Genomic DNA, 15,914 nt, shown 5'->3' on the forward strand with positions numbered 1-15,914 from the left:
GAACTACGAGACCACCGCAGGATGAAAAGGGCTCATTGTCTTGACTCACGAGTAGGGCCCGCTACCTGAAATGTGCGGTAATTTTCGTGATCGTAGCCATATTGTGTCAGGACACCAAGATCCGTTACGTTCAGGACTTTTCGAGATATTCCGCGCGGTCTTCGGCGACCAGTTGGCGGACCATCGTGGCCAATCCCGGATAGGGCTTGAGGTCAGGGTCGTCGGCGATGAGCGCCTGGGCTACGACCCGCGCGTCGGCGATGACGTCCTCGTCGCGCAGCAGCGACAGCATCTTGAGCCCGGAGCGCGATCCGGACTGGCTCGACCCGAGGATGTCGCCCTCGCGCCGCATCTCCAGGTCGAGCCGAGCGAGCTCGAAACCGTCCAAAGTGGAGGCCACAGCGGCCAGCCGGTCGCGGGTGGCGGTGCCACCCGGCATATCCGTGACCAGCAGACACAGCCCCGGCGCGCTGCCCCGGCCGACCCGGCCGCGCAGCTGGTGGAGCTGGCTGACACCGAACCGGTCGGCGTCCATGATCACCATGGCGGTCGCGTTGGGCACGTTGACGCCGACCTCGACGACCGTGGTCGCGACCAGGACGTCGATGTCGCCCGCCGCGAACGCCCGCATCACGCGGTCCTTCTCGTCGGGCGCGAGCCGCCCGTGCAGGATCCCCAGCCGCAGACCGGCGAGCGCGCCCTCGGCGAGCAGCGGCGCCACATCGGCGACCGCCAACGGCGGCCTGCGGTCGGTCCCGGAGTCCTTAGGGGGCTCCCCCTCATCGGTGTCCTCCGACGAGACCTCCTCGCCGATCCGGGGGCAGACGACGTAGGCCTGGTGGCCCTTGGAGACCTCCTCGCGGATGCGCTCCCAGACCCGGTCGAGCCACGCGGGCTTCTCCGACACCGGCACGACGTTGGTCGAGATCGGGGACCGGCCCGCGGGCAGCTCGCGCAGCGCGGAGGTCTCCAGGTCGCCGTAGACCGTCATCGCGACCGTGCGCGGGATCGGCGTCGCGGTCATGACCAGCACGTGCGGGCTGACGTTCTCCCCCGCCCGCGCGCGCAGGGCGTCGCGCTGCTCGACGCCGAAGCGGTGCTGCTCGTCGACGACGACGAAACCCAGGTCGGCGAAGGAGACCTTGTCCTGGATCAGCGCGTGCGTGCCGACGACGATGCCCGCGGCGCCGCTCGCCGCGTCGAGCATGGCCTGCTTGCGCTGCGGCGCGGTCAGCGAACCGGTGAGCAGCGTGATGCTGGTGGCGTTCTCCGCGCCGCCGAGCTGGCCGCCCTGGGCGAGGTCGCCGAGCATCTCCGCGAGCGACCGGGCATGTTGTGCGGCAAGGACTTCCGTGGGCGCGAGGAGCGCGGCCTGCCGACCGGAATCGACGACCTGCAGCATCGCGCGCAGGGCCACGATGGTCTTGCCGGAGCCGACTTCGCCTTGCAGCAGCCTGCTCATCGGGTGACTGCCGGAGAGGTCCTCGGCGATCGCGTGGCCGACCTCGACCTGGCCCTTGGTGAGGGTGAACGGCAGCCGCTGGTCGAACGCGTCGAGGATGCCGCCGGGCCGCGGCGGACACGCGGGCGCGGGCCGGGCTCCACTGGCCATCCGGCGCTGGGCGAGCACCAGTTGCAGCGCCAGCGCCTCATCCCACTTGAGCCTGGTCTTCGCGGACTCGACGTCGGCCCAGTCGGCGGGCAGGTGGATCGCGCGAACCGACGCGTCGTACTCCGCGAGGCCGAGCTTGTCGCGCAGCTCGTCGGGGAACGGGTCCTCGATCTCGTCGAGCATCCCCAGCGTCTGGCTGACGCACTGGGCGATCTGCCAGGACTGGATCTTCGCCGACGCCGGGTAGACCGGGATCAGGCTGCCCGCGAACTCCTCGGCGTCGACCTCGTCGGTCGAGTCGAACAGCTGGTAGTCCGGATTGGCGAGTTGGAGCTTGTTGCGAAACGCGGTGACCTTGCCCGCGAAGAGCGCGTTGAGGCCCGGCTTGAGCTTGTCCATGTGCCATGGCTGGTTGAAGAACGCGCACTCCAGCGACTTGCTGCCGTCGGTGAGGACGACCTCGATGATCGAGCCGCGCTTGGTCTTCATCTGCCGCTTGTTGACCGAGACGACCTTCGCCATCACCGTGACGTGCTCGCCGACCTCCAGACCGGCGATCTCGGTGAGCTTGCCGCGCTCGGCGTAGCGGCGGGGGTAGTGGCGCAGCAGCTCGCCCGCGGTCTCCAAGGAGAACGCGGCCTTCAGCGCGTCGGCCGACTTCTTGCCCACCACCCGGTCGAGCTTCTCGCTCAGCGAAGCCATACCTCTCCGTTCCGCACTCGGCTCGCCCGATTATGTCGACTCGCACCGACACCGGCACGCGCCCCTCGCCGTGCCTGTGGACAACCCCGGTTATTCGAGGCCGAGCGTGAGCACCGATTCGGACTGGCCCCCGCGGTAGACCACCAGTTCGGCTTCCGGCCGCGCGGTCCGCAGGTACTCGGTCAGCGCTTCGGCGAGGCCCTCGGGGGCGTCCCGGCCGAGCAGCGCGGTCACCAGTTCCCCGCCCACCGCGAGCATCCGCTCGACAACCCCGCACGCGACCTTGATCAACGCGTCGGACAGCGGCGGGCCGGGCTCGATCAGGACCACCTCGCCGTCGGCGAACCCGACGACGTCGTTCGCCGCGCACGAGCCGATCCAGGTGATCGCCGCCTCCGCGGCGACCACGACCGCGCCGCGCCGGGTCGCCGCCGCGGCCTCGGCCATGGCGACCACGTCGTCGCCTGACCGGCGCCTCGGGTCGTGGACCGCGATCGCGGCGAGCGCTTGCACAGGGGACGCGCACGGCACCACGACGACGTCCTGACCGGCGGCGACAGCGCGGATCGCGGCCTCGTCGGCGATCTCCATCAGCCCGGCGTCACCCGGCAGCACGGTCACGTGACCCGCGCCGGTGCCGGTGATGACCTGCAGCAGCTCGTAGGGCGTCGGCACGTCCGCGTCGCCGACCCGGAGCACGGCGACGCCCTCGGACAGGAACAGCTCCGCGAGGTCGTCGCCGCGCACAGCGGCCACCACGGCCCGGTCCTTCGTATATCGGCTGGCCTCACCGGAGACCGCGTCGGCGAATCGCGCGACCCGGATCTTGCGGGGGCGTCCGACGTCGACCCCGGCCTCGATGGCGGCGCCGACGTCGTTGCAGTGCACGTGGACGGTCCACAGGTCCGCGCCGTCGCCGACGACGGACACGCAGTCGCCGAGGTCGTCGAGCGCGTCGCGCAGCCGGTCGACCTCGGTGGCGTTCTCCAGCAGGTACATGACCTCGTATGCGTACAGCTCCGACCCGGCCTCCCGGGCCGCGACCAGCGGGTTCTCCGCCCGCCGGGGTGCGATCGGGGCGTCGGCGGTGACCCGCGCGGCGGCGGCCAGCTCGGGCGGCTTGCCACCGATCACCGCGACCAGCGCGTCGAGGACGACGACGACCCCGCGTCCGCCCGCGTCGACGACCCCGGCCTCGGCGAGCACGGCGAGTTGGTCGGGGGTGCGGTCGAGCGCCTCCGCGGCGGCGATCGCGGCGGCGGCGGCCACCTCGTGCAGGCCGTCGGGGCCGGTGGCCGAGGCGGCGGCGTCGAGCACGCTGAGCATGGTGCCTGGCACCGGCTTGGACACCGCGGCGGTGGCCAGCTCGGCCCCCCGCTTCAGCGCCGCCCGCAGCTCGGGTCCACCGACTTCGCGCTGGTCACGGACCGTTTCGGCGATTCCGCGAAGCAACTGGGAGATGATCACCCCGGAGTTGCCCCGCGCGCCCGCGAGCGCGCCCCGGGCGAGCACGGCGAACGCGCCGCCCGCGTCGGACCGCTCCATGACCGGCGCGCGCAGCAGCGCTTCGAGGGCCGCACGCAGCGTGTTGAGCAGGTTCGAGCCAGTGTCGCCGTCGGCGACCGGGTAGACGTTGATCCGGTCGATCGCCGCGCGGTGGGCGTCCATCGACTGCACGCAGGCCGCCGCCCAGCGACGCACCTCGCCCGCGTCCAGTGCCTGCAGCACGCAGCCTCCCAAATCCGCCGGTATCCGGGCAGCGTAGCGACCGGGTCCCGCCCCGGTTTGGAACACCACACCGGCACCCGTTACGCTGTGCTGACTGCCCGGGCCCCTGGGGCCCTCGTATGTGCGCCCATGTACAGATCCGTTTATGGGCACCGCAACCTGAAGGAGTTCGACGTGGCTGCCGTGTGCGACGTCTGTGGCAAGGGGCCAGGCTTCGGCAAGTCGGTCTCGCACTCCCATCGGCGTACCAACCGTCGTTGGAACCCGAACATCCAGACCGTGCACGCCAAGCTGGGCATTTCTCAGCGCAAGCGCCTGAACGTGTGCACCTCCTGCCTCAAGGCGGGCAAGGTCGTGCGCGGCTGACGCTGCCGCAACTTGTCGTCGAAACCGGCGTCGGTGACTCAGGTCACTGACGCCGGTTTTGTCATGCCCACCGCGCGCAGCGCGCGCAATGCGGCCAACCCGGCGAGCAGCGACGCCGCGCCCGCGATGGCGAACGACAGCCGGGGCCCGACGAGCGCGACCACGGCGCCGCCGAGCACGGTGCCCAGCACGTTCGACCCGATGAGGATCGCGCCGGCGGCGGCGAACACCCGCCCGCGCAGTTCCTGTGGCGTCCGTGAGCGCACCAACCCCTGGTTGCACACGTTCTGCACCCCGTTGGCCGCGCCGCCGAGCAGATAGCCCGCCGCCACCGGCGCCGCGAACGGCAGCAGCGCGGGCACGAGCATCGCGGCGCCCATCGTGCAGCAGGACAGGCCGAGACCGGTCAGCAGCACCCGCTCGGTCCGAGCCCGACCGGCCAGGCGCACGCCGACGAAGACCCCGATCATCCATGCGGCGTGCAGGATCCCCAGGGTCGCGGCGCCGCCGTGGAGCACGTCGACGACGTAGAAGACGTTGGCGACGTCGGCGATCATCACCCCGGCCATCGCCAGCGCCAGGCTGACCTGGGCGACCCGCAGCACCGGGTCCGCCGCGACGTGCCGCGCCCCAGCCATCGCCTCGCCCCGCCTACGCCGGGCGCGCGTCCCGCGCGGGTCGCGCTCGGCCCGCACGAAGCCGAGCAGGCACGCCTGGAGGAGGTAGGTGGCGGCGTCGAGGTACAGCGCGTCCCGGGTGCCCAGGGCGGCCACCAGCAGCCCGCCCGCCGCCGACCCGCCGAGCATCCCGAGTGTCCGTCCGGTCGCGACGACGGCGTACCCGCGGGTGGAGTCGCGCTCGCCGCAGATCACCGGGACCAACGCGGCCGCGGCCGGGTTGACCACTGCGGTGCCGCAGCCGAGCAGCACGAGCATGACCAGCACCAGCGGCAACCGGTCCAACACGGACACGACCCCGAACACGGCGCCCGCTTGGACCAGTTGGCCGACGATCATGAGCCTGCGGTTGGGCAGCCGGTCCACGAGCAGCCCGGCGAGCGGTGCGCCGAGGGTCACCGGGACGAACTCGGCGATCAGGATCGCGACGACCGCGTAGGGGCCGGAATCCTTGACGTGCAACAGAAGGACGATGAGCGTGATGGCGGTGCCGAACATCGACACAGCGGAACCGGATGCAACCAAAAGGAGATCGCGTCGGCCCAGCACACCGCCGACGCTACTGACGATCTTGGTGGAACAAAACGGACGTCACACCCTTGCCGGACGGTGCTACTCGGACACGCAGTCCTCCGCGGAAGCGTTCACCCGGTCGCCCCAAACGCTCCACTAACGGCCGATAGGAGACAGGGTCGAATCGTTGGCCAAGTCAACGTCCGTTGCTTTACGGCAGTTTCCAGTCGATGGGTTCGGCGCCTTGCTCTGCCAACAGGGCGTTGGCCCGGCTGAACGGCTTGGAGCCGAAGAACCCCGCGTGCGCGGAGAGCGGACTCGGGTGCGGGGACTCGATGCAGGGCACCGGGTCGAGTATCGGCCGGAGGTTGCGGGCGTTGCGGCCCCACAGGATCGCCACCAGGGGGCCGCCGCGGGCGGCCAGCGCCCGGATGGCCTGCTCGGTCACCTGCTCCCAGCCCTTGCCCTGATGCGAGTTCGCCTTGCCCGGCTCCACCGTCAACGCGCGGTTGAGGAGCAGCACCCCGTTCCCGGCCCACGGCGTCAGGTCGCCGTTCGACGGCAGCGGGTGGCCGAGGTCCTCGCAGTACTCCTTGTAGATGTTGACCAGGCTCTTCGGGATCGGCCGGACGTCCGGCGCCACGGAGAACGACAGGCCCACCGCGTGCCCCGGCGTCGGGTACGGGTCCTGGCCGACCACCAGCACCCGCACGTCGGCGAAGGGCTGTTGGAAGGCACGGAGAACGTTCTCCCCGGCGGGCAGGTATCGGCGCCCGGCGGCGATCTCCGCGCGCAGGAATTCGCCCATCTCGGCGATCTTGTCCGCGGCGGGGGCCAAGGCCGTCGCCCACCCGGCTTCGACTATCTCAGTCAGCGGTCGTGCCACGCCGGAAAACCTTACTCAGTCAAGCCTGCGCAGCCCCGCCCGGTAGGTCTTGGCGTGCTGCAGGTAGCCCTCCACGATCCCCGACGTCATGTCCTCGGGCACCACATGGCCCTCGCGGATCTTCGCCGGAACCCCGAGCGCCATCGATCGCGCGGGGATGAAACCGTTGAACGACATGACCGTGCCCGCGCCGAGGATCGAGCCCTCCTCGACCACGGAACCGTTGAGCAACACCGAACCCGACGCGATCATGCAGCGGTCGCCGACCGTCGCGCCCTCGATGTGGACGTTGTGCCCGATGACGCAGTCGGCGCCGATGATCGCGGGGTGGAACGGGGTGCAGTGCACGACCGTGCCGTCCTGCACGCTGGTCCGCTCCCCCACCACGATCTCCCCCGCGTCGCCGCGCAGGACGGCCCGCGGCCACACCGAAGCACCGGCGTGCAGGGTGACGTTCCCGATGACCGTGGCGTCCGGGTGGACGTAGGCGTCGGAATGGATGGACGGAGTCAGGTCGCCGAGGGCGTAGACGGGCACGCGATCTCCTTGCCGAGGTGGACGGACAACTCGTGCCCGGCGTAGTAGCCGAACGCGGGAACAGGTGTGTAGCCGGAGGACTTGTAGAGCGCGACGGCCTCGGGCTGCATCAGACCGGTCTCGAGGATCAACCGCGTGATCCCCGCATCGGCGGCGGTGCGCTCGATCTCGGCGAGCATCCGCCGGGCCAGGCCCTTGCCGCGGCCGTCCGGGGAGACGTACATGCGCTTGATCTCGGCGGTGCCGTCTCCGTGGTCACGCCAGGCGCCGGTGACCAGCGGGCGGCCGTCGACGTAGCCGACGAAGAAGCGACCCTTTGGCGGGAGAAACTCGGTCGGGTCTACCGGGCCTTCGTCGGGGCTGCCGTAGCGGACCACGTACTCCTGCTGCACCTCGTCGATGAGCAGCTGGGAGTGCGGGTGGTCGTAGGGCCGGGCTTCGATACGCACTGGTCGATTGTGGTTTATGCGAGTGCGCGACTAAAGGTCAGGTCTGTCACCTCGGGATGCTAGAACGGTCACATGACGCAACAGTCCGTAACCATGGCACTCCGCAAGGTCGCAGGGGACTGCGAACTCGCGCTCGCCCAAGAGGCCACCTGTGCCCTCACCTAGCCCGTTCCACACATACCGGCGGTCGGCATGGCGGTTGGAGATCCCGCAGGCCTTCGCCATCCCAAGAGAGCAGGAGCGACTCCGCGCGTTCCGCGCGGGTGAGCCCGAACCGCCGCACAGCGACAGCTATCGCGAGTGGTTCGAACTCACCAGGTCGAATGTCGCATCGGGCAAGACGATGGGGCGCGTGCGCGTGGTCCGTAGACCGCTCAGCGAATACGTCCGGTTTCAGTTCACCTGGGGCATCCCAAACAACATATCGGCAGGCGAGGACATCCGGATCCTCGACGTCACCGACCTCGACCTGTCACTGCCGGACCACGACTTTTGGATCTTCGACGAGGAGAGCGTCCTCCGAATGGACTTCGACAAGGACGGCGCGCTGACGAGCCAGGGAATCCTGGCCGGCGCAGACCTCGACCAGTACCGGGAATGGAAGCGCATGGCGCTGGCTCACTCCGTTCCCTTTGAGGACTATGTACGCCCCTGAGCGGCAGCGTCAGGAACGCCAGGACTTGGCCCGTGCCCTACGCAAACTGCGGAGGGCGTCCAGCCTGTCGGGCGAAAGGCCGGCGGCTCGATGCGCCCTGCTCATTCCAAGATCAGTCGGATCGAGCCCGTGCACCGGCCGGATTGCTGTTTATGCGAGTGCGTGACTAAAGGTCAGCTCTGTCACCCAGGGATGCTAGAACGTAGTCATGACAACACAGCCAGTGATGACCCTTCAGAAGATCGCAGGCGATTGCCACGACCGCGATTGCCCTACCGTGTACGTGTCAGACCGAGGGACTGTCGTCTTCCAGGGTGATGCGGTGACAGAAGCAGGCGGCCTTCGCCTCGGCGACGGCGAGCAGGCGGTCGAACTGCCGATGAGTGTGGTGAGAGAGGCGATCAGTGCGCTCGGGACCTGAGCCGACAGGGGATCCGTTCCTTGACTTCCGATCATCGGCGTGGCGTTTGGAGACCCAGCAGGTCTACTCGTTCCCACGCGAAATCGAACTCCTCCGACGCTTCCTGGCGGGCGAGCCCGAGCCCCCGATCGACGCACAACTCCAGGGTTGGCACGACCTAGTCCGAACCAGCGTCGCAGCGGGAAAGACGATCGGACGGGTGCGAGCAGTCCGACGACCGCTGACCGACTACGTCCGCTGCCAGTTCGCTTGGGCTATTCCCCATAACATCGCGGCAGGCGAAGACATCCGGATCCTCGACCTGACCGACGACCTCGATCTTCCCGATCAGGATTTCTGGCTGTTCGATGACACCGACGTTTTGGAACTCAATTTCCGCAAGGACGGCACGCTGCTCGATCGGCAGATGTCGACCGGACCGGACGTATCGAGGTACCTACGGTGGCGACAAATAGCTCTCGACCACGCGGTTCCATTCGAGGACTATGTTCGATCCTGAGCGACAACAGCAAGAGCGCAAAGACCTTGCCAAGGCCCTCCGCGACTTGCGGAGGGCCTCAGGCCTGTCCGGTGATCGACTCGCTGCCCGGTGCGCCATGTCGCAGTCCAAGATCAGCCGGATCGAAAGTGGGAAGGTCCTTCCGTCAATAGTTGATGTTCAGCGAATCCTGGCCGCGCTGGGCGTGGCGAATGACGCCGCCAAGCCGTTTCTTGATCTGGCGCGGGTAGCCAATGTTCATTATCGATCCGTGCGTTCGCTCGCAGAGATGGGCATCTGGCGAGGACAGGAGGAACTCGGCGCACTGGTCGAATCGGCGTCGACCATCCGCTACTTCACTCCCGCCGCGCCGTCCGGCCTGCTCCAGACCGCCGACTACGCGAGGGCCATCCTTACGCCGACCATCAGTGGCAGGCCGGCCCGAAACGTCGACCGGGCCGTGGAAGCCCGACTGAAGCGGCAGCAGGCACTGCACGACCGCTCCCGCCGATTCATTTTCATCATGACGGAGCAGACCGTGCGATGGCGGCAGGCACCCGCGGAAGTCATGTCCGCACAGTGCCACCACATGGCAGAACTGGCCGAACTGCCGAACGTTACGATCGCCGTCGTTCCCAACGACGCCGAGATGGATTGCGGTGTACCCCTCAATAGCTTCACCGCGTATGACGAACGGTTCGTCCTGGTCGAGTTGTTCTCCGGCGAGATGATGCTGCGCGATCCACGAGACGTGGAGTATCACCTCAACATCATGAACCATTTTCTGGAGCGCGCACTTGTCGGAGCGGAAGTTACCGCCCTTCTGCGACGAATCGAATTCTGATTATGCTGGAGCGCGAATAAAACACGCGCACCTGAGCGGTCGCCAGTTACGTTCGACGCGTGGAGATTCTGGGACTCACCAATCCTTATCGCGGCGATAAACCGTGTTCTCGAGCATTCCGGCACGGATTCACGTTCCGCTGGGTCAAAGGCGACCGCTACGTCGCCGTCATGCGCGGGTTCTGTGTCGACGCTCGGCGGTACCTGATCCTGCACGACCATCTCGCGGGCCATCAAGTCCACGAGAAGCCTCAACCGCTGGTCGACGCGATTTCCGCCCCTCCGGACGAGTGGTGGGACAACGCGCTTCTCCGGCACATCGCTGATTCCTGGGTCAACGGGCGGTCGCACCTCAGGAGGACGGGATGACGCAGCCCGTCCTGCTTGTCCGCCTGCGCTCAGGTCCCGGGATCGGTGAGCGGCGACGTGGAGTGCATCTGGTTTCCGCGCCCGACTCCGTGCCGGAGCACCTCACGGCGTGGTGCGGCATCAAGATCGCACCCGGTACCGCCGACCTGCTTCCGGAGTTCTCAGGAATGCCCTGCGAGCTGTGCCTGGCCCGGGCACCTCGACCGATCCTGCCGACAGGAGGATGAGCACGCCGAATGTCCGGACACCTCGAACAAGCGGCGGCGGCATTCGCCGCCGCTAGTCAAAGCGTTCCCCTCGACCATGTGCAGGCCGCCACCGGCCTGATTCCGGCAGTCGTGCAGGCGATCAGCCAGGCAGGTGGCCAGGCGGGACAGGAGCTGGTCCAACTCGCGCTGAGCGTTCAGGGGGATCTCGATGGGATCAGCGGAAGGTTGCTGGACCTCCGCGAGAAATGGACTCCGCGACGCAGGCCGTGTTGCGGGGAAGCGTTTGAGCGGCGCCGGGTAGCGAAAGTACCCAAGCGCCCGCCTTTCCGACAATCGCTGTTGAGGCTGGCGAGCTACGTTCGTTTCCTTCGTTCTCGGCAGCGAAACGTGCCCTGGGCACACGGGCGGGCCACGAGTTGCACCACATCGTCGAACAGAATCAGGGTGACATGCGAGCCGGCCGATCTACCGGCTACAGCGGATTCACCGAGCACCGGATCAACACGACCGACAACCTCGTCTGGCTGCCGATATCCGTCCATCGGCGCATCAGCCGCCACTACGCGACCAATGACAGGTTCACGGGGACACCGCCGCGGCGGCTTCTCAGGGGCACATCACGGGATCATCAGCACAGCTACGGCTTGCGGCAGATAGCCCGCGCACAGCGCCAGGAGGACAGCGATGGATCACCCTGACCAGCTGCGCAAAGAGTTCGAGGGTCGCGTGCGCGCACTCGACGCGACCACCGTCGAAGGCGATCCTGACGCCCGCCGAATCAACCAACTGTCCGCCGAACTGAGGGATCGGGTAGCCGAATGGGACGAACTCGGCCTCACCCAGGAGATCCTGACACCCCTGCTGAGATCCGAGGCGGCAGGCATCCGCGCTTCGGCGGCAGGGTTCCTGCTTCGGCGCGGCGAACAGGAACGAAGTCTCGTCGTGTTGCGTGAGATCGCCGAAGACATCTCCTTGGGCGATGTCTCCTCGATGGCTGAAACAGCACTCATGGCGTGGGACGCCGAACAGCGCTAGCGCCAGTGCTGCCAGCCCGCGGCGCCCTCGTAAGTGGCTCCATCGACGGTGACGCCCGAGCCCCGGGTGACCGTGCCGATCGCGCGCCAGCCCTCCGGGATCGCGCCCGGGTCGGGGAAGGTCGCCGCCAGGGCGTGGTCTTCGCCGCCGGTGAGGACCCAGTGGCGCGGGTCGGCGCCCAGGGCCTGGGCAACGTCGATCAGGCGCTGGTGCACCTCGATCAGGTCGGTGCGCACATCGATGGCCACATTGGATGCGACGCCGATGTGGCCGAGGTCGGCGAGCAGGCCGTCCGAGACGTCGATCATCGCGGTGGCTCCGCAGTCCGCCGCCTGCGGTCCGGCGGCATAGGGGGGTTCCGGGGCGCGGTGGGCGCCGACGACGGTGACCGGGGAGCGGAAACCCCGGCCCAGCACGGCCAGCCCGGCCGCGCTCCAGCCGAGGCGGCCCGCGACGGCGACGATGTCTCCGGGCATGGCGCCGCCGCGGGTGACCGGCATGCGGCCCTCCAGGTCGCCGAGGGCGGTGACTGAGATCACCATCGTGTCGGAGCTGGCCATGTCGCCGCCGATGATGCCGATGCGGGCTCTCGACGCCTCGTGCCACATGCCCGCTGACAGTTCGTCGATCACCGATACCGGTGTCGTCGACGGGCACGCGAGGCCGACCAGCACCGCGGTGGGGACCGCGCCCATGGCGGCGATGTCGGCGAGGTTCACCGCGATCGCCTTGCGGCCCACCTGATCCGGCGGCGACCAGTCGAAGCGGAAATGCACCCCCTCGACCAAGACATCCGTGCTGGCCACGACTCTGCCGTCGACCGCGGCGACCACGGCGGCGTCGTCGCCGGGGCCGAGCAGCGTCGGGGCGCCTTGTTTGCGGCCCTCGGTGATTCGGCGGATGAGACCGAACTCACCCACATCGGCCACGGTTTCCTGGCCATGGGTCGAATCCGGTCGCACGACTTCCTCCGATCACCGATGTTCGGATTCCCCAACGAATCCTGAACTGGGGTACGTTGCTGAACACGTTCCTACATCTTGGGGACTCCTAGCCGCGAAGGGGCGCGCCGTGGTCCACGCATACATCCTGATCCAGACCGAAGTCGGCAAGGCGGCGGCGGTCGCCGCTGAAATCGCCGAGATCTCCGGGGTCACCACCGCCGAGGATGTCACCGGACCGTACGACGTCATAGTCCGGGCCGAAGCCGACAATGTCGACCTCCTGGGCCAACTGGTGGTCGCCCGCATCCAGAATGTGGACGGCATCACTCGCACGCTGACCTGCCCGGTCGTCCACCTCTGACCCATGGTCTAGTGGGCCGGTGAGCGACCAGCCCCCAACCGGGCCGCCTCGCGCCGCCGTCATCGCCGCCGTGGTCCTTGTGGGCCTGCTGGCGGCAGGCGTGGTGATCGCGAGCCGGTTCCTGCCGTCCGACACCGCGACTCCGGCGCCGACGACCTCCGCCGTGCCCAAGACCGGACCGGTCGGGCTGGTTCCCGTCGAGGCCCCCGACTCTGGGTCGGCCCATTGTGCCGCCGTGATCGCCGCGCTGCCCGCGTCGCTGGTCAGCGCGGGGACGACCCTGTCGAAGCTGCCGCTGGCCGACCCGGCCCCGCAGGCCGCCGTCGCCTGGGGCGACCGGATCGCCCCGCCCGTGGTCTTGCGCTGCGGGTTGCCCAAACCGGCCGAGCTGACGCCGACCTCTGCCCTGCGTGAGGTGTCCGGCGTGCGCTGGCTGCCGATCGAGGGCACTGGCAGCTCCACCTGGTTCGTCGTCGATCGGCCGGTGCACCTCGCGTTGACGCTGCCCGACGGCGTGGGCACCGGGCCGCTGCAGACAGTGTCCGAAGTGGTCGGTGCCACGCTCCCCGCGCAGCCGGTCAAGCCTTAGCGGAGCCCGGTTCCGCGGGCGATCGCGGTGTCGATGAGCGTGGACAGCAGCGTCGGGTAGTCCACGCCGGTGACCTCCCACATCTTCGGGTAGGCCGAGGTGGGGGTGAAGCCCGGCATGGTGTTGATCTCGTTGATCGTCAGCGTGCCGTCCTCGCCGACGAAGAAGTCGACCCGGGCCAGTCCCTGGCAGTCGAGCGCGTGGAAGGCCTCGACGGCCATGGCGCGCAGGCGTTCGCTCACGTCGTCGGGGAGCTTGGCCGGGATGTCGAGTTCGCAGACGTCGTCGAGGTACTTCGAGTCGAAGTCGTACCAGTCGATCCCGTCGACCAGCCGCACCTCGGCGGGCTGGGACGCCTCGACGCGGCCGTCCGGGAACTCCAGGACCCCGCATTCGACCTCGCGGCCGACAATGGCGGCCTCGATCAAGACCTTCGGGTCGATCTCGCGCGCGTGCGCGATCGCCGCGTCGAGCTGGTCCCACTCGGTGACCCGGCTGATGCCGGTGGACGACCCGGCGCGCGACGGCTTGACGAACACCGGCAGCCCCAGGCGTTCGCGCTCGGCGGCGTCGAGCGTGGTCTGTCCGCGGCGCAGCTCGATGTACGGGCCGACGGGCAGCCCCTCGGCGATCAGCAGCTTCTTGGTGTAGCCCTTGTCCATCGCCACGGAGCTGGCGAGCACGCCCGGCCCGACGTAGGGCAGGCCGACCATCTCCAGCAGACCCTGGATGGTGCCGTCCTCGCCGTAAGCGCCATGGAGCATGGGAAAGACGACGTCGACGCCGGAGAGCACCTCGCCCTCGCGCCCCTTCTCCAGCACCACAAGGCGCCCCGAGGTCGGGTCGGCGGGCAGCGTCAGCTCGGTTCCCGCCTCGACGCTGGGCAGCGTCCGGCCCTGGATGCGCAGCGCCGCGGGATCCGACGGCCCGAGCACCCAGGCGCCGTCGCGGGTGATCCCGACGGGCAGGACCTCGAAGCGCTCCGGGTCGAGGTTGGTGAGCGCGCCCGCCGCGGACACACAGGAAATCGTGTGCTCGGTGCTGCGTCCGCCGAACACGACGGCGACTCGGATCTTTGAGCTGGACATGGGTCCCGACCCTACCCGGATGGGCTAACGGCGGACCCGATCGACCTCGCGAACAGCTCCACCAGCACCGGGATCGCGTCCGGCAGCTGTTCGCGGGAGCACGCCGCGTACCCGAGGGCGATGCCGAACCAGCTCGCCCGGCCGCTGTGGTGGCGGGCGAGGCCGTCGAGCAGCAGCCCCCGGCTCAGGCCCTCGTCGATCATGGCGTGCTCGGCCTCGGCGGAGTCGAGTGGGACGACCAGGTGCGCGCCCGCGTCGTCGCCGATCATCGGGATGTCCGCCGCCTGGAGGGCATCGACGAGCAGCGCCCGGCGCTCCGAGAGTTCGCGGCGGAGTTTGCGCAGGTGCCTGCCCAGGTCGCCGTTGCGCGCGAGTTCGACGAGCACGAGCTGGCCCGCGGCGGCCGGGCTGACTCCGCACTGGTCGCGGTGTTCGAGCACGGCGGTGACGACGGACGGCGGCGCGACCATCCAGCCCGTGCCGAGAGTCGGCGTGAGGATCTTGCTGGTGGTGCCGAGGTGCACCACGACGTCCGGGGCGAGCGCGGCGAGCAGGGGCAGTGGGGCGACGTCGTAGCGCAGTTCGCCGTCGTAGTCGTCCTCGATGACCAGCCAGCCCTCGCGGCGGGCGCGTTCGACCAGCTCGACCCGCCTGCCCGCGGACATCCGGCGGCCCAGCGGGTACTGGTGGGCGGGCGAGCAGTAGACCATCTTGGTGGCGGCGGGCAGCCCGTCGAGGAGCAGCCCGTCGGCGTCCACATAGGCGGGAACGACGCGCAGACCCGCGGCACGCAGGGTGTGCACGGCCCGCTGGTACCCGGGCTCCTCGACGGCGACGATGTCGCCCCGGCGCAGCACGGCCGCGGCCAGTTCGCTCACCGCGGCCGTGGTGCCGCCGGTGGCCAGCACGGACTCGCCTTGGCCGCCGTCGTCGAACTCGCCGCTCACCCGGAGCCCTCGATGGCGCAGCAGGTGCTCGGCCACGACGGCCCGGTAGGCGGGCAGACCTGCCCGCTGCGGCCTTGACAGCGGGGCGACGTCCGCCGCGCCGCGCCAGGCCCGCCGCCACGCGGAGCGGTCGATGCCGCCCGCCCACGGCGAGCCGGGGGTGAGGTCGATGGCGTCGGCGGCGATGACGTCCAGGCGTGGCCTGCGCGGCTTGGCGCGTAGCGATCCGGGGGGCTCGGTGGTGATGTAGGTGCCGGAGCCGTGGCGGCCCGCGATCCAGCCTTCGGCGTGCAACTGCTCGTAGGCGGCGGCCGTGACCGTGCGGCTGACGTCGAGTTGCGCGGCCAGCGCCCGGGTCGAGGGCAGCCGGTCGCCGCTGCGGAGCCTGCCGTCGCCCGCCGCGGCACGCAGCTCCTCGGCGAGCTGCACCGCGAGCGGGGTGGCCGACTCGCGATCGAGGGTGACCGGCAGCGCTGGACTCTCCGCCATAAGTGGCCTCCTGAAA

General features: G+C 69.2%; 19 protein-coding genes. 10 read left to right on the top strand and 9 right to left on the bottom strand.

Translation table 11 applies throughout. From position 1 onward, the window contains the following. Positions 1 to 130: 130 nt before the first annotated feature. Positions 131 to 2,314: an ATP-dependent DNA helicase RecG gene (gene recG / locus GPZ80_RS16655; protein WP_187221299.1), complete on the bottom strand. Its 2,184-nt coding sequence runs from the start codon at positions 2,312 to 2,314 to the stop codon at positions 131 to 133. Between the two features lie 90 nt (positions 2,315 to 2,404). Then, positions 2,405 to 4,039, bottom strand: a complete 1,635-nt coding sequence (locus GPZ80_RS16660; protein ID WP_281401292.1) for a fatty acid kinase ATP-binding subunit FakA — start codon at positions 4,037 to 4,039, stop codon at positions 2,405 to 2,407. A gap of 177 nt (positions 4,040 to 4,216) precedes the next feature. Between GPZ80_RS16660 and rpmB the strand changes: the two genes are divergently transcribed. Further along, the gene (gene rpmB / locus GPZ80_RS16665; protein WP_054294989.1) at positions 4,217 to 4,408 is read left to right on the top strand and encodes a 50S ribosomal protein L28; all 192 of its coding nucleotides are present in this window, start codon (positions 4,217 to 4,219) and stop codon (positions 4,406 to 4,408) included. A 38-nt stretch (positions 4,409 to 4,446) separates the two neighbouring features. Here the strand turns inward: rpmB and GPZ80_RS16670 are convergent, their stop codons facing one another. From GPZ80_RS16670 to GPZ80_RS16685, 4 genes are all read right to left on the bottom strand, one after another. Next, complete coding sequence (locus GPZ80_RS16670) at positions 4,447 to 5,634, bottom strand: MFS transporter (protein ID WP_312880378.1); 1,188 nt, start codon at positions 5,632 to 5,634, stop codon at positions 4,447 to 4,449. A gap of 175 nt (positions 5,635 to 5,809) precedes the next feature. Beyond that, positions 5,810 to 6,484 carry a uracil-DNA glycosylase gene (locus GPZ80_RS16675; RefSeq protein ID WP_312880379.1) on the bottom strand — a complete coding sequence of 225 codons (675 nt, stop codon included), beginning with the start codon at positions 6,482 to 6,484 and terminating at the stop codon, positions 5,810 to 5,812. A 15-nt stretch (positions 6,485 to 6,499) separates the two neighbouring features. Further along, positions 6,500 to 7,021, bottom strand: a complete 522-nt coding sequence (locus tag GPZ80_RS16680) for a gamma carbonic anhydrase family protein (RefSeq protein WP_187221302.1) — start codon at positions 7,019 to 7,021, stop codon at positions 6,500 to 6,502. Next, complete coding sequence (locus tag GPZ80_RS16685) at positions 6,994 to 7,470, bottom strand: GNAT family N-acetyltransferase (protein ID WP_187221303.1); 477 nt, start codon at positions 7,468 to 7,470, stop codon at positions 6,994 to 6,996. Before GPZ80_RS16685 ends, GPZ80_RS16680 begins: the two co-directional genes overlap by 28 nt. A gap of 151 nt (positions 7,471 to 7,621) precedes the next feature. On the opposite strand from GPZ80_RS16685, the gene GPZ80_RS16690 reads away from it, so the two are divergent. The 7 genes from GPZ80_RS16690 to GPZ80_RS16720 all read left to right on the top strand — a co-directional run bounded on the left by GPZ80_RS16690 (position 7,622) and on the right by GPZ80_RS16720 (position 11,480). After that, complete coding sequence (locus GPZ80_RS16690; RefSeq protein WP_187221304.1) at positions 7,622 to 8,125, top strand: DUF6879 family protein; 504 nt, start codon at positions 7,622 to 7,624, stop codon at positions 8,123 to 8,125. Between the two features lie 208 nt (positions 8,126 to 8,333). After that, on the top strand, positions 8,334 to 8,546 hold the full coding sequence (locus tag GPZ80_RS16695) for a hypothetical protein (RefSeq protein WP_246477192.1): 213 nt from the start codon (positions 8,334 to 8,336) through the stop codon (positions 8,544 to 8,546). Positions 8,547 to 8,592: 46 nt separating this feature from the next. Continuing rightward, a complete protein-coding gene (locus GPZ80_RS16700) occupies positions 8,593 to 9,045 on the top strand; it encodes a DUF6879 family protein (protein WP_222719437.1) in 453 nt (150 codons plus the stop codon). After that, on the top strand, positions 9,032 to 9,868 hold the full coding sequence (locus GPZ80_RS16705) for a helix-turn-helix domain-containing protein (protein WP_187221307.1): 837 nt from the start codon (positions 9,032 to 9,034) through the stop codon (positions 9,866 to 9,868). Before GPZ80_RS16700 ends, GPZ80_RS16705 begins: the two co-directional genes overlap by 14 nt. Before the next feature lie 59 nt (positions 9,869 to 9,927). Beyond that, positions 9,928 to 10,236, top strand: coding sequence for a hypothetical protein (locus tag GPZ80_RS16710; RefSeq protein WP_187221308.1), 309 nt, complete (start codon positions 9,928 to 9,930; stop codon positions 10,234 to 10,236). Beyond that, the gene (locus GPZ80_RS16715) at positions 10,233 to 10,463 is read left to right on the top strand and encodes a hypothetical protein (RefSeq protein WP_187221309.1); all 231 of its coding nucleotides are present in this window, start codon (positions 10,233 to 10,235) and stop codon (positions 10,461 to 10,463) included. Before GPZ80_RS16710 ends, GPZ80_RS16715 begins: the two co-directional genes overlap by 4 nt. A gap of 666 nt (positions 10,464 to 11,129) precedes the next feature. Then, positions 11,130 to 11,480: a hypothetical protein gene (locus tag GPZ80_RS16720; protein WP_187221310.1), complete on the top strand. Its 351-nt coding sequence runs from the start codon at positions 11,130 to 11,132 to the stop codon at positions 11,478 to 11,480. Here the strand turns inward: GPZ80_RS16720 and GPZ80_RS16725 are convergent. Next, positions 11,477 to 12,442 carry a thiamine-phosphate kinase gene (locus GPZ80_RS16725; protein ID WP_187221311.1) on the bottom strand — a complete coding sequence of 322 codons (966 nt, stop codon included), beginning with the start codon at positions 12,440 to 12,442 and terminating at the stop codon, positions 11,477 to 11,479. The genes GPZ80_RS16720 and GPZ80_RS16725 overlap by 4 nt on opposite strands. Before the next feature lie 109 nt (positions 12,443 to 12,551). On the opposite strand from GPZ80_RS16725, the gene GPZ80_RS16730 reads away from it, so the two are divergent. Then, entirely contained in the window at positions 12,552 to 12,785 is a 234-nt protein-coding gene (locus GPZ80_RS16730; RefSeq protein ID WP_187221312.1) for an Lrp/AsnC ligand binding domain-containing protein, read from the top strand. Between the two features lie 19 nt (positions 12,786 to 12,804). After that, positions 12,805 to 13,374: a DUF3515 domain-containing protein gene (locus GPZ80_RS16735; protein ID WP_187221313.1), complete on the top strand. Its 570-nt coding sequence runs from the start codon at positions 12,805 to 12,807 to the stop codon at positions 13,372 to 13,374. Here GPZ80_RS16735 and GPZ80_RS16740 read toward each other — a convergent pair. Beyond that, positions 13,371 to 14,462, bottom strand: a complete 1,092-nt coding sequence (locus GPZ80_RS16740; protein WP_187221314.1) for a D-alanine--D-alanine ligase family protein — start codon at positions 14,460 to 14,462, stop codon at positions 13,371 to 13,373. The genes GPZ80_RS16735 and GPZ80_RS16740 overlap by 4 nt on opposite strands. An 11-nt stretch (positions 14,463 to 14,473) precedes the next feature. Further along, positions 14,474 to 15,898 (bottom strand): MocR-like pyridoxine biosynthesis transcription factor PdxR, encoded by a 1,425-nt coding sequence (pdxR, locus tag GPZ80_RS16745; protein WP_187221315.1) that lies wholly within the window; start codon positions 15,896 to 15,898, stop codon positions 14,474 to 14,476. Between the last annotated feature and the right edge of the window lie 16 nt (positions 15,899 to 15,914).

The sequence above is a fragment of the Actinokineospora xionganensis genome (assembly GCF_014323725.1).
Taxonomy (GTDB): Bacteria; Actinomycetota; Actinomycetes; order Mycobacteriales; family Pseudonocardiaceae; genus Actinokineospora; species Actinokineospora xionganensis.

Coding starts and splice junctions, on each gene's coding strand:
- GPZ80_RS16740 (WP_187221314.1), bottom strand. CDS start 14,462: ATGTCCAGCTCAAAGATCCGAGTCGCCGTCGTGTTCGGCGGACGCAGC.
- GPZ80_RS16705 (WP_187221307.1), top strand. CDS start 9,032: ATGTTCGATCCTGAGCGACAACAGCAAGAGCGCAAAGACCTTGCCAAG.
- GPZ80_RS16715 (WP_187221309.1), top strand. CDS start 10,233: ATGACGCAGCCCGTCCTGCTTGTCCGCCTGCGCTCAGGTCCCGGGATC.
- recG (WP_187221299.1), bottom strand. CDS start 2,314: ATGGCTTCGCTGAGCGAGAAGCTCGACCGGGTGGTGGGCAAGAAGTCG.
- pdxR (WP_187221315.1), bottom strand. CDS start 15,898: ATGGCGGAGAGTCCAGCGCTGCCGGTCACCCTCGATCGCGAGTCGGCC.
- GPZ80_RS16695 (WP_246477192.1), top strand. CDS start 8,334: ATGACAACACAGCCAGTGATGACCCTTCAGAAGATCGCAGGCGATTGC.
- GPZ80_RS16720 (WP_187221310.1), top strand. CDS start 11,130: ATGGATCACCCTGACCAGCTGCGCAAAGAGTTCGAGGGTCGCGTGCGC.